This is a genomic window from Pseudomonas nunensis (genome assembly GCF_024296925.1).
Taxonomy (GTDB): domain Bacteria; phylum Pseudomonadota; class Gammaproteobacteria; order Pseudomonadales; family Pseudomonadaceae; genus Aquipseudomonas; species Aquipseudomonas nunensis.
Window position 1 is genome coordinate 2,882,382 of record NZ_CP101125.1, and the last position, 13,039, is coordinate 2,895,420.

Here is a 13,039-nt window from a genome sequence, read left to right on the forward strand (position 1 = left end):
GTAGCGACGCTGTAAGGCTGTTGCTACGCTGTGCCTGTCCATATCGGACCGCCGCGCAGCCAAACGCACTTTGGCCGGCACTGTGGGGAGACGAGCATGATTTCTTCGACAGAACGACCAAAGTACGGGGCCTGGATTGCTTCAGCCTGCTTATGCCTTGGCGGGTCCCAAATCTCTTACGCCAGTTGCACGCTCACGCCGTCGTCCGGCAATGACTCCTTCATCTGCGACAGCGGCACCAGCGGCCCAATGACCGACCTGGCGGGCAACAACAGCCTGAGCTTTCCCGCCAGCGGCACCGGGCGCGTCAACGGCAACGTGACGTTTGGCGCCGGGATCGACTCGGTGCAGATGGACTCCGGCACCCTCGCCGGCGCACTGGATCTGGGCAACGGCAACGACCGCCTGCGCATCACGGGCGGGCAAATCACTGGCGCCGTCAGCCAGGGCAATGGCATCGATGATTTCGTCATGCTCGGCGGGACGATCCAGTCCCTCGCCCAGGGCGACGGTCGCGACACGTTCCTGATGACTGGCGGCACGATCACTGGCGCGTTCGAGGACGGCGACGTGGCGAGGATGACCGGCGGCAGCATCGGCCGGGTCGACATGAAGCTCGACAACAATATTTTCGACCTGTCCGGCGGGCAGATCCTCGGCAATCTGGTCACCGGGTTCGGCACCGACACGATCATCGTCTCGGGCGGACGCATCGGCGGCAACCTCAGCGTCAGCGGCGGCAACGACAGCATTACCGTGACCGGCGGCGAGATCGTCGGCGAAATCCGCGCCAGTACCGGCGACGACAGCCTGATCTGGAATGGCGGCGGCATTATCCGCTCGGCGATCCTGATGGCCGACGGCAATGACCGCGCCACCCTGAGCAATCTGGACGAAAGCACCCTCGCCTTCACGCCGAGCCTCGACGGCGGCCCCGGCAACGATCTGCTGACCTTCGACCAAACCACAACCTCCAGCGCCGCGCGCTATATCAACTGGGAAACGGTCAACCTGAGCAACGGCTCGCAACTCGACCTCGCCGGCAACCTGGTGCTGGGCGACAGCGCCAGTGGCACCGGCGTGTTCAACATCGACGGCAGCAGCACCCTGACTTCCGTCCACGGCAGCATCCGGCCATTCGCCGCCGGCCAGTTGGCGACGTTGAACAACGCCGGTGTGATTGACCTCACGCGCAGCAACAGCCGCACCGACGACAGCCTGACGGTGCAAGGCAACTACGCCGGCAACAACGGCCAACTGCTGTTGCAAAGTGTGATCGGCGACGACAATTCCCCCAGCGACAAACTGGTGGTCAATGACGGCACCTTGACCGGCAGCACCGTGATCAGCGTCAGCAACCTCGGTGGCATCGGCGGCCTGACCCAACAGAACGGCATCCCGTTGGTGTTGGCCCAAGGCACGGCCGTCAGCGAGAACAGCGCGTTTGTGCTTAGCGGTCCGATATCCGCCGGCGCCTACGATTACCGTCTGTTCAAGGGCGGCGTGACCTTGGGCTCCGAGAACAGTTGGTACCTGCGGTCGGCGGTGGTCGCACCAGCGGTCCTGAGCGTTCAAAATCCCGATCCGGCCTTGCCACCGGTCATCGTTCCACTGGCGGCGACACCCGTGGCAGCAGAGACGCCGACGATCGTGAGCATTCCCAACCCCGACCCGACTTTGCCACCGATCCTGGTTGCGGCCGCTGCGACGCCGACGGTCATCAGCATTCCAAACCCTGACCCAGCGCTGCCACCGATTCTGGTCACGGTACCGGCGGCACCAGCCGGCAGTTCGCCGCTGCCGGTAGTGCCCGCCGCGATACCGGGCGCGGCGCCGATCCCCTTGTACCGCCCGGAAGTCCCGACCTGGTCTGTGTTACCACCCGCCGCCGCGCAACTGACCCTGAGCGCCCTCGGCACGTTTCATGATCGTCAGGGCGATCAGCGCCTGCTCACCGAAACCGGGGCATTCGGCGCTGGTTGGGGGCGGGTCTATGGCAAAAACTTCGACCAGACCTGGGCGGGCACGGTGACGCCACGGCTCAACGGTTCGCTGAACGGTTTTCAGGTGGGCAACGATCTGTACAGCTCGCAAACCTCGGGCGGGCAAACCCAGCGCATCGGTTTCTTTGTCGGCCATACCCGTTTGCAGGGCGATGTCGATGGTTTCAACCAAGGTTTTGAAGGCAAGCGCGCCGGCAGCATCGAACTGGAAGGCGACAGTTACGGTGTGTACTGGACGTTGACCGATCCCAAGGGCTGGTACGTCGATACGGTGGTCATGGGCACCCGGTTCGACGGCGACAACCGTTCCGAACGCGGCCTCAAGCTCGACAACCGTGGCCACGCCCTGACGCTCTCGGCCGAGGCCGGCTACCCGCTCGCACTGGCCGGCAACTGGGTGGTGGAGCCCCAGGCGCAAGTGATTCACCAGAAAATCTCCCTGGACAGCCAGGACGACGGCATCTCCCGGGTGTCCTTCGACTCGGACGGCGCCTGGACCGGTCGTCTCGGCGCGCGCCTCAAGGGTCGCTACGCCGTCAGTGGCCGGCCGCTGGAACCGTACTTGCGGGCCAATCTGTGGCAGACCTTTTCCGGGACCGACACGGTGACGTTCGATCACGTCGACCGGATCGAAAGCCAACAGAAATCCTCCAGCGCCGATTTGGGTGCCGGGGTGATCCTGAGCCTCGCCTCCTCCGTCAGCGTGTACGCGAGTGCCGATTACTCCCGCAATATTGACAGCAATCAGCTGCGTGGCGTCGTCGGAAACCTCGGTATCCGGATGAGTTGGTAGGTGTTTAGCCAACTATCAAAAGCGCGTATCTCGACGGTTTGTTGATGATTTTTTGTACAAACAATCACTTATGGACACGCCGAAAAACAGACACTTGGAACCGCTAAAATAGCCCTACCACTTATCGGCCATTTTCTTGACGCAAGGTCTTGGGTCTTCTTAGCTACACGTTACTACCCCCGGAAGTACAACCTGGGACAAACCTTCAGACACCCGTTAAAACGGGCGGCCCCAGGCTTGCCCCACTCCATTCGGTCGCCCCTCATTCGGGGTAGGAGAGACGCCAAAAGCGAGAACGGCATGCGTGTGCAAGGTAGACCTCCATGAAAACTTCATTCACCCCACAAGAGATCAAAATCACTTTTTGCACCGTCTCGAGCACACTCCTGCTCTGTTCGTCGATGGACGTACAGGCCGGCACTGCCGAGGATGACACCGCCCCCTGGTATCGCCAGGAGATCCCGACACTGACCTTGCCGAATGTCGCCGCCACCTATCCGGGCCGCTACACCTTCAACCCGGACCTGCGAAGTACACGCCTGACCACCGAAGACGCCGCACCTGCGGCCTGGGATCAACTCTATGGTCAGGCGTCACGCCAGGCCCAAACCGATGTACAGTCCGCAGGGTTTGCGATCCCTGGCTCGGAAGATTTCAAAGGTCCGGCCCTGCTGACCCTGCAAAGCGGCAGCGGTCATGTGCAGCGGGTCGGACTGATTGGCGGCATCAGCCAGTACCAGGGCAATAGCGATGGTCTGCTGACCAGCCGTGCGATGGCCGACCCCGGCAATGACACCCTCAACCTGCAAGGCCAAAGCCTCGGCGCCTACTGGAGCCTGACCGGGCCCCAAGGCTGGCACGTGGATTTGACCGCCAGCGGTGGCCGGGTCAACGGTTACAGCCGTGACGCCCAGGGCATGCGGCAAACCGCCGAGGGCAGCGCGATGACTGTGTCTGTCGAAGGTGGATTTCCCATCGGCCTCGGTGAGAACTGGGTAGTCGAACCCCAGGCGCAATTGATCAATCAGCGCATCACCCTGGACACGCCGTATGCCGGCGCCAACAACGCGAGCTCCAGCGACCTGTCCTCCTGGAGCGGCCGGGTCGGTGCGCGATTGAAAGGTAGTTACGACATCAATGGCCTGCCAGTCGAACCCTATGTGCGGACCAACTTGTGGCACACGGTGTACACCGGCAATACCGTGACGCTGGATCAGGTGGACAAGATCAGCAGTAGCCGCAATTCGTCTACGGTCGAATTGGGTTTGGGCTTGGTCGCCAGGGTTTCGCCCACGGTCAGCCTGTACGTCAGTGCCGATTACAGCAGTGACGTGGATGACAATGATTTGAATGGATTGATCGGGAGTCTGGGGGTTCGGATGCGGTGGTGAGGGGCAGGCTTCAGGAAATGTCTTGTCTGGGCTGACGCCTTCGCGGGCAAGCCTCGCTCCTACAGTTTGAAATGCATTCCAACCTGTAGGAGCGAGGCTTGCCCGCGAAGGGAGCGACGCGGTGCTAGAGAATCAACCCTCCGGCCGCAAGATCAGCACCGCCAATGGCGGCAGGTTCAACACCAGCGACAGCGCCTGGCCATGGCTCGGCTCTTCCTCGGTAAACGCCCCGCCGCCATTGCCATAGTTCGAACCGGCATAAGTGTCGGCATCGCTGTTGATCAGCTCGGTCCAGCGCCCGGCGAACGGTACGCCGATGCGATACGCCTGACGCGGCACTGGCGTGAAGTTAGCCACGACCAACGCCGGCCGGCCGTCCTTGCTCCAGCGCATAAACGCATAGACGCTGTTGACCGCATCATCGCCGATCAACCACTGGAAGCCCTGCGGCGCATCGTCTTGATCGTGCAGCGCCGGTTCTTCGCGGTACAACCGGTTCAAGTCACCGACGAGTTTCTGCACACCTTTGTGCTCGGAGTACTGCAACAGGTACCAGTCCAGTTGCTGATCGTGATTCCACTCGCGCCACTGGCCAAACTCGCAGCCCATGAACAACAGCTTCTTGCCCGGATGCGCCCACATGAAACTCAGGTAAGCGCGCAGGTTGGCGAATTTCTGCCAGCGGTCGCCGGGCATCTTGTCGATCAGCGAATGCTTGCCGTGTACCACTTCATCGTGGGAGATCGGCAGGATAAAGCGCTCGGACCAGGCATAGACCAGGCCGAAACTCAGTTCGTTGTGATGATGCGCGCGGTACACCGGATCCTGCTGGATGTAATGCAGCGAATCGTGCATCCAGCCCATGTTCCATTTGTAATCGAAACCGAGGCCGCCCTGCTGGGTGTCCTGGCTCACGCCTGGCCACGCCGTGGACTCTTCGGCGATCACCAGCGCACCCGGCGCTTCGAGATTGACTACATCGTTGAGGTGGCGCAGGAAGTCGATGGCTTCCAGGTTCTCGCGACCGCCATGGCGGTTTGGCACCCATTCGCCGGCCTTGCGCGAGTAGTCGCGATAAAGCATTGATGCCACGGCATCGACCCGCAGGCCATCGACATGGAAATGCTTGAGCCAGTGCAACGCCGACGCCAGCATGTAGCCATGCACTTCGGTGCGGCCCAGGTTGTAGATCAGCGTGTCCCAATCCTGGTGAAAGCCTTCCATCGGGTTGGCGTATTCATACAGCGCCGTGCCGTCGAACTGCGCCAGACCGTGGGTATCGGTCGGGAAATGCGCCGGCACCCAGTCGAGGATCACGCCGATGTCAGCCTGGTGGCAGGCGTTGACGAAGGCAGCGAAGTCATCCGGCGAACCGTAGCGGGCGCTCGGGGCAAACTGCGACAGCAACTGATAACCCCAGGAACCGCCAAACGGATGTTCCATGATCGGCATCAGTTCGATGTGGGTGAAACCGAGTTCCTTCACATACGGAATCAGCCGTTCGCCCAATTCGTGCCAGGTGTACTGGCGCGCAACTTCGCCCAAATCATCCAGTTCGCATTGCCACGAACCGGCGTGCAATTCGTAAATCGACAGCGGTGCACTGGGCTTGTGCTTGTCAGCGCGAGCCTGCATCCACTCATGGTCTTGCCAATCAATGCTCAGCGGCGCAGCGACTTTCGAGGCGGTGTCCGGCGGCAGTTGCGTGGCCAGGGCCATCGGGTCAGCCTTGAGCGGCAGAATCCCTTGCGAGCCGAGGACTTCGTACTTGTACGCTTCCCCTGCTTGCAGGCGCGGGATAAACAACTCCCACACGCCGGTCGGATGGCGCAGGCGCATCGGGTGACGGCGACCGTCCCAGACGTTGAAATCGCCGACCACAGACACCCGTTTCGCATTCGGCGCCCACACGGCAAACCGCACGCCATCGACGCCATCCACGTTCTTCAGTTGCGCGCCGAGGCAGGCACTGAGATCGCGGTGATTGCCTTCGGCGAACAGGTACAAGTCCATCTCGCCGAGCAGCGGCCCGAAACTGTAAGGATCCTCCGCGACTTGCTCGCCGCCGGCCCAACGGGTACGCAGCACATACGGCTGCGCCCGGTCGAAGTGGCCGACGAACAGCCCCGGCGTCTGGGTGGCTTCAAGGCTGCCCAGCTCTTCGCCAGAATCCTTGGCCAATACCTGAACGCTCAGGGCGTCAGGCAGATAGGCACGAATGAATTGGCCGCCATGGTCATCGGCGTGAGGGCCGAGGATTGAAAACGGATCGTGGTGTTCGGCGCGTACGAGCGCGTCAATGTCACGCGCCTTGGGCAACAGCGCTTCTTTGTGATGCCCCTGTTCCTTGTTCGAGAAACTCATGAATACTCTCCACCAAGATCGGAAAAGGGTTTAAGCCCACTCAATAACCCATATAAACCGTGCAACGGCACCGGCAGCCAAGTGGGGCGATTCTCCGCCTCATAAGCCACCTCATAGGCCGCCTTCTCCAGGCCAAACAACGCCAGCGCGGCATCCTCGCCTTCAGGATCTTGCCACGCATGAGCAAGACTAGCTGCCGCCAGCCGATAAGCGTCGATAAATGCCTGTTGTGCTTCTTTCAGATAGCGATCAGCCACCCGTTGTCGCGCTGCTAGGGCATCGTCAGTGTTGTCAACGTTGTGCACGTTGATCGCCATCGCGGCGGCGTAGTCGAAGGAACGCAACACGCCGCTGACATCCTTATACGGACTGTGCTTGCCGCGACGTTCGCTCAGCGGCCGTGCCGGCTCGCCTTCGAAGTCGATCAGGTAAGCATCGCCCTTGATCACCAGCACCTGGCCCAAATGCAAATCGCCATGGACCCGAATGCGCAAACCACCGGCAGCCTTTTTGCCCAGTTCCTGGACATGACTGATGATGATTTTTTTGTTGTCCAGCAAGCGAGTGACCAGTGCTTTGTCCGCCGGGTTCAATTCGTTTTGATGCTGCTTGAGCAACTTCAATGAATGTTCCAGCTGCGCCGCCACGTCCTTGGCCGAGGCCAGGGCTTGTTTCTCCGTGGTGACCTGCGGGGCGAAGTCCGGGTTGTCGGTGGTCGAGGCCAGCACCACGTGCATTTCCCCCAGGCGCTGGCCGAGCATGCCGGCGAAGTCTTTCAATTCACCCAAGGCGTTGTAGTGCTGCTCCTGCTCGGACATGGCATCGGCCATCTCATCGCGCAGTGCCCGTTCGAGGTTGTTCTGGGTCCATTCCCAGGCGTCGCCCTGATTGCTCAAGTAGCCCTGGGCAATCATCAGCAAGTTGTCTTCGCCCTGAGCGTCGCGGCGAATCACCGAACCCAGCAATGGGGAGATGTTGGCGAACCCGGCGTTGGTCAGGTAGGCGCTCATCTCCAGTTCCGGGTGCACGCCCGAGGCGACTTTGCGGATTAACTTGAGCACCATGCCTTTGCCGACCACCACCGAACTGTTGGACTGTTCGGCGGACAGGTAACGCACTTCGGATTCCGCCGTCAGGCCAAGCTTGGCCAGTTGCGCGGTCGGTTCGAAACGGATTTCGCCACCATCGGATGGCAACACGGTGTTGTTGTGCATGCCCTGCACCACCGCGCGGATAAAGTTTTCCAGGGCAAACGCGTCGGTGATCAAACCGACCTGCGGCCCGCGTCGAACCCGGGACAGCGCCAGTTGTTGCGGCAACGGCGCGCCGACCTGATCTTCGGCAATAAAGCCGAACGGCAATTGATAACGGCTGGTCTGGCCGCCGCTAGTGACTTCGATTTCGCTCAGCAACACCGGATGCTGCGGATCGCCGAAGCGCACGCCATAAGCGATATTGACCTGCTCGATCGTCGCGTCCTTGCCGGCGAACCAGCGACGGTTTTGCAGCCAGTTCGGCAGGATGCCCTGCTCCAGCGTGCCGCGGGACGGCGCTTCGAGCAGTTCTTCCATGCGTTTCTTCAGCACCAAAGTGGTGAAGTCCGGCAGGCTTTGCGCCGGTTCCACGTGCCAGCTCGGCATTTGATTCTCCGCGGCCAGTACAAACCAATAGAAGCCGTACGGCGCCAGGGTCAGGAGGAAATTCAACTGGCCAATCGGCGGAAAGGCGTTACCGCCCAACATTTCCACCGGGACCATGCCGGCGTAGGCCGACAGGTCGAGTTCAGCCGCTTGAGCACTGCGCGACACGTTGGCCACGCAGAGAATGATTTCGTGCTTGCCATCGGCCCCGGTGAATTCACGGGTATACGCCAGAATCCGCCGGTTGCTTGGCGAGAGCATTTTCAACGTGCCACGCCCGAAGGCCTTGGATTGTTTGCGCACGGCAAGCATGCGTCGAGTCCAGTTCAGCAGCGAATGCGGGTCGCCGGCCTGGGTTTCGACGTTGACCGACAGGTAGCCGTATTGCGGGTCCATGATCGGCGGCAGCACCAGGCTGGCCGGGTCGGCGCGGGAGAAGCCGCCGTTACGGTCGATGGACCATTGCATCGGCGTGCGCACGCCATCGCGGTCGCCAAGGTAGATGTTGTCGCCCATGCCGATTTCATCGCCGTAATACATCGTCGGCGTGCCAGGCATCGACAGCAGCAGGCTGTTGAGCAGTTCCACACGGCGGCGGTCACGCTCCATCAACGGCGCGAGACGACGGCGAATCCCCAGGTTGATCCGCGCCCGACGGTCGGCCGCGTAGTAATTCCACAGATAATCGCGCTCCTTGTCGGTGACCATTTCCAGGGTCAGCTCATCGTGGTTGCGCAGGAAAATCGCCCACTGGCAGTTGGCCGGGATCTCCGGGGTCTGGCGCAGGATGTCGGTGATCGGGAAGCGGTCTTCCTGGGCCAGCGCCATGTACATGCGCGGCATCAGCGGGAAGTGGAACGCCATGTGGCATTCGTCACCGTTCAGGCCTTTTTTATCGGTGTCGCCGAAGTACAGCTGCGTGTCTTCCGGCCATTGATTGGCCTCGGCCAGCAGCATGCGGTCCGGGTAATTGGCATCGATTTCGGCACGAATCTGCTTGAGGACGTCGTGGGTCTCGGGCAGGTTTTCGTTGTTGGTGCCGTCGCGCTCAATCAGGTACGGGATCGCGTCCAGGCGCAGGCCGTCGATGCCCATGTCCAGCCAGTAACGCATCACCGACAACACCGCTTTCATGACTTGCGGGTTATCGAAGTTCAGGTCCGGCTGGTGGGAATAGAAACGGTGCCAGAAGTATTGGCCGGCGACCGGGTCCCACGTCCAGTTGGACTTTTCGGTGTCGAGGAAAATGATGCGGGTGCCGTCGTACTTTTGATCGTCATCGGACCAGACATAGAAGTCCCGCGCTGCCGAGCCTTTCTTGGCCTTGCGCGCACGCTGGAACCAGGCGTGCTGGTCGGAGGTGTGGTTGATGACCAGCTCGGTGATCACCCGCAAACCACGCTTGTGCGCCTCGGCGATAAAGCGCTTGGCGTCGGCCATGGTGCCGTAATCCGGGTGCACGCCACGGTATTCGGCGATGTCGTAGCCGTCGTCACGACGTGGCGAAGGATAGAACGGCAACAGCCAGATGGTGTTGACGCCCAGGTCGGCAATGTAATCGAGTTTGGCGATAAGACCGGGAAAGTCGCCGATCCCGTCATTGTTGGAGTCGAAAAAAGACTTAACGTGAACCTGGTAAATCACAGCGTCCTTGTACCAGAGCGGATCCTTGATGAACGTTGTGGCCTTGGGTTTCTTCGCCATTTGAAACTCCTGTTGAATTCAAATAAACCGCTGAGCCGAGCGCCAACTTCAGGGAAGATGATGACCTGTGGGAGCGGGCTTGCTCGCGAAAGCGGACTGTCAGCCCACATCAATGTTGATTGATCCACCGCCTTCGCGAGCAAGCCCGCTCCCACATTTAACGCAGTGGTCTAGACGGTAATCCGCCAAATCCCGAACGGCTGGTGGGCCGGGTCGATGCGCATGGACTGGTACTTGCCGTACCACGTCCAGCGATGGCCGCTCATCAAGTCTTCGCCCTGGGTTTGGGCATCGTCGGGCAAGCCCATTTCCCACAATGGCAGTTCGAAATTGGCTTCCTGGACGTTGTTCGGGTCCAGGCTGACGGCCACCAGAATGAAGTTGCTGCCATCGGCGCTGCGCTTGCCGAAATACAGGATGTTGTCGTTCCAGGCGTTGTAGATCTTCAGCCCCAGGTGCGTATGCAGCGCCGGGTTCTGCCGGCGGATGCGGTTGAGCTGGGCGATCTCGGCAATGATGTTGCCCGGCGCATTGAAGTCCCGAGGGCGGATCTCGTACTTCTCGGAGTTGAGGTATTCCTCTTTGCCCGGGATCGGCGCGGCTTCGCAGAGTTCGAAGCCCGAATACATACCCCACAGGCCGGAGCCCATGGTCGCCAGTGCCGCGCGAATCAGAAAACCGGCGCGCCCGGATTCGTGCAAGAACGCCGGGTTGATGTCCGGGGTATTCACGAAGAAGTTCGGCCGGAAACACTCACTCCAGGGCGACTCATTGAGTTCGCTGAAGTAGGTCGCCAACTCCGCCTTGGTGTTGCGCCAAGTGAAGTAGGTGTAGCTCTGGGAGTAACCGACCTTGCCGAGGCGCGCCATCATCGCCGGGGTGGTAAAAGCTTCAGCGAGGAAGATCACTTCCGGGTGCAGCGCCCGCACATCGGCGATCAGCCATTGCCAGAACGGCAGCGGCTTGGTGTGCGGATTGTCGACGCGAAAGATCTTCACGCCCTCCTCGACCCAACCGACCACGATGTCGCGCAACTCTACCCAGAGGCTGGGGATCGCGTCGGCGGCGTAGAAGTCGACGTTAACAATGTCCTGGTATTTCTTCGGCGGGTTCTCGGCGTATTTGATCGTGCCGTCGGGACGCCAATTAAACCAGCCTGGATGCTGCTGCAGCCATGGGTGATCCTGGGAACACTGGATCGCGAAGTCGAGGGCGATTTCCAACCCATGGTCCGCCGCTGCAACCACCAGTCTGCGGAAGTCTTCGCGAGTACCGAGCTCGGAGTGAATCGCCTCGTGGCCACCTTCGGCACTACCGATGGCGTAAGGGCTGCCCGGATCATTAGGGCCGGCAGTCAGCGAGTTGTTCGGGCCTTTGCGATAGCTGCGACCGATCGGGTGGATCGGCGGGAAGTACAGCACGTCAAAACCCATGTCCTGGATCATCGGCAGCCGCGAGTGCACATCGTTGAACGTGCCGTGACGTGCCGGATCGTCGGTGATCGAGCGTGGGAACAACTCGTACCAACTGGCGAACTGGGCGATTTCCCGTTCAGCATCCAGCGGGAATTCCTGGCTCAGGCTCAGGTAGGCCCGGTGATCGGCCTCGGCCATCAGGTCGGCGCTACGCTGGTGCAAGAACAACGCGACCTGCTCGGTTTCGAGCAGCGCGGACAATTCATGGTGCAGTCCGGCGAGTTGTTCGCTGAGTTGCCCATCGCTGCGCTCGGCGGCTTGCTGGACCATGGTCCGGCCTTCCTGCAATTCCAGGCTCACCGGAACGCGGGCGGTGTGCTTCTTTTCCAGCTCATAACAGAAGCTGGCGAACTGATCGATCCAGGCTTCAATGCAGAACACATGGCGGCCCTGGCGCTCGACTCGGAAGCGGCCCTCCCAGCCGTTGTTGCCCAGGTCGGCCATGGTTTCGCTGTGCCAGGACTCTTCGCCCTCGCCACGCCAGCGGATGCGCGCGGCCAGTTTGTCGTGACCGTCGGCAAACACCTTTCCGGTGACCAGCACGTCCTGACCCACCACGGCTTTGACGGCAAACAGCCCGCCATCGAGGGTCGGCATCACGTTTTCAATCGCAATGCGCGGCAGCAATAAAGCCTGCGACAGCGGCATGTGCGGGTTGTAACTGAGTTCGGTCGGTTTTTCAGCGATCATCGAGCATCTCTCCTTTACGCCCCAAGGACGCTCTTTTGCTTGATGTCCATCCACATGGGGCGTTCTGCCCGGAATGAACTCACTTAGGTTCCGAGCGACAGGCGCCGGTAAAAGTTCACGGGGATTTGCCTGAGTATTAGCGGGAATCAAATCCTGTACGCGGTGGTCAACAAACTTAAGAAACTTAAGCACGAGTTACGCCATGTGCCACAAGGAGGCTTCACGATGAGCATACCGATCCCCGCTGAAACGCCAGATCCGAACATCGACAACCCGACGATTCCGCCGACCGAGCCGGACCCGGTGCCCGAGCAAGAGCCGCCGGGCACCACCCCGCCGCCGATGGAAGAGCCACCGGCCACGATGCCGCCAGTGATCGTCAGTCCTTAGGGCTACGATCTCTGTCGAGCATGCGCACCACCGCTGGCATGGCGCTGAATATCGCTAATGCCAGCAACGTACTGAGCACCGCCGTCGCTTCGCGCCCCAACCCGGCGGAAACCCCAATCGCCGCGGTCATCCACAACCCGGCGGCGGTGGTCAGGCCTTTCACGTGGCCCTCGTCGCCCTCGGTGTTCTTCAAAATCGTCCCGGCGCCGAGAAAACCGATCCCGGCGATCACGCCTTGCACCACCCGGCTCATGGCATCCGCCTGGGACCCGGACATCTGCGGCACCAGCACAAACAGCGCCGCGCCCAACGCCACCAGCATGTGCGTGCGCACCCCGGCGGCCTTGCCCTTGTGCTCGCGCTCGAAACCGAGAATGCCGCCCAGCACAGCGGCCATCAGCAAACGCACGGTAATGCGCGTCAGTTGCGAGGCGTCGCCAACGTCGGCGAACTCCGCTTGCAGCGTCACCCAAACCTCATGCCACCAGGCGTCCATGGTGCAGTCCTATGTATTGATTGATAGAGGATGGACCGCGCCGACCATTAATCGGTTGCACAGAACGATGGCCGTCCCGAGTGACCTAACGTT

Annotated in this window: 7 protein-coding genes; 3 read left to right on the top strand and 4 right to left on the bottom strand. The window is 61.1% G+C overall.

Annotated elements, in window-relative coordinates:
• Positions 1 to 96: 96 nt before the first annotated feature.
• Positions 97 to 2,796, top strand: a complete 2,700-nt coding sequence (locus tag NK667_RS12335; RefSeq protein ID WP_054614904.1) for an autotransporter family protein — start codon at positions 97 to 99, stop codon at positions 2,794 to 2,796.
• A gap of 323 nt (positions 2,797 to 3,119) precedes the next feature.
• Positions 3,120 to 4,187, top strand: coding sequence for an autotransporter domain-containing protein (locus NK667_RS12340; RefSeq protein ID WP_054614905.1), 1,068 nt, complete (start codon positions 3,120 to 3,122; stop codon positions 4,185 to 4,187).
• 132 nt (positions 4,188 to 4,319) lie between these two features.
• On the opposite strand, the gene glgB is transcribed toward NK667_RS12340, so the two are convergent.
• From glgB to NK667_RS12355, 3 genes are all read right to left on the bottom strand, one after another.
• Positions 4,320 to 6,551, bottom strand: coding sequence for a 1,4-alpha-glucan branching protein GlgB (glgB, locus tag NK667_RS12345; RefSeq protein ID WP_054614906.1), 2,232 nt, complete (start codon positions 6,549 to 6,551; stop codon positions 4,320 to 4,322).
• A complete protein-coding gene (gene treS, locus NK667_RS12350) occupies positions 6,548 to 9,895 on the bottom strand; it encodes a maltose alpha-D-glucosyltransferase (protein WP_054614907.1) in 3,348 nt (1,115 codons plus the stop codon). Before treS ends, glgB begins: the two co-directional genes overlap by 4 nt.
• A gap of 170 nt (positions 9,896 to 10,065) precedes the next feature.
• On the bottom strand, positions 10,066 to 12,060 hold the full coding sequence (locus tag NK667_RS12355) for an alpha-1,4-glucan--maltose-1-phosphate maltosyltransferase (protein ID WP_054614908.1): 1,995 nt from the start codon (positions 12,058 to 12,060) through the stop codon (positions 10,066 to 10,068).
• A gap of 225 nt (positions 12,061 to 12,285) precedes the next feature.
• Between NK667_RS12355 and NK667_RS12360 the strand changes: the two genes are divergently transcribed.
• Positions 12,286 to 12,450, top strand: a complete 165-nt coding sequence (locus NK667_RS12360; RefSeq protein WP_177331432.1) for a hypothetical protein — start codon at positions 12,286 to 12,288, stop codon at positions 12,448 to 12,450.
• Here the strand turns inward: NK667_RS12360 and NK667_RS12365 are convergent.
• Positions 12,440 to 12,946: an MgtC/SapB family protein gene (locus NK667_RS12365; protein ID WP_054046459.1), complete on the bottom strand. Its 507-nt coding sequence runs from the start codon at positions 12,944 to 12,946 to the stop codon at positions 12,440 to 12,442. The genes NK667_RS12360 and NK667_RS12365 overlap by 11 nt on opposite strands.
• Between the last annotated feature and the right edge of the window lie 93 nt (positions 12,947 to 13,039).

What these genes read in the sequence shown, in the direction of transcription:
- NK667_RS12335 (WP_054614904.1), top strand. Translation starts at nt 97, where the DNA reads ATGATTTCTTCGACAGAACGACCAAAGTACGGGGCCTGGATTGCTTCA.
- NK667_RS12340 (WP_054614905.1), top strand. Translation starts at nt 3,120, where the DNA reads ATGAAAACTTCATTCACCCCACAAGAGATCAAAATCACTTTTTGCACC.
- glgB (WP_054614906.1), bottom strand. Translation starts at nt 6,551, where the DNA reads ATGAGTTTCTCGAACAAGGAACAGGGGCATCACAAAGAAGCGCTGTTG.
- treS (WP_054614907.1), bottom strand. Translation starts at nt 9,895, where the DNA reads ATGGCGAAGAAACCCAAGGCCACAACGTTCATCAAGGATCCGCTCTGG.
- NK667_RS12355 (WP_054614908.1), bottom strand. Translation starts at nt 12,060, where the DNA reads ATGATCGCTGAAAAACCGACCGAACTCAGTTACAACCCGCACATGCCG.
- NK667_RS12360 (WP_177331432.1), top strand. Translation starts at nt 12,286, where the DNA reads ATGAGCATACCGATCCCCGCTGAAACGCCAGATCCGAACATCGACAAC.
- NK667_RS12365 (WP_054046459.1), bottom strand. Translation starts at nt 12,946, where the DNA reads ATGGACGCCTGGTGGCATGAGGTTTGGGTGACGCTGCAAGCGGAGTTC.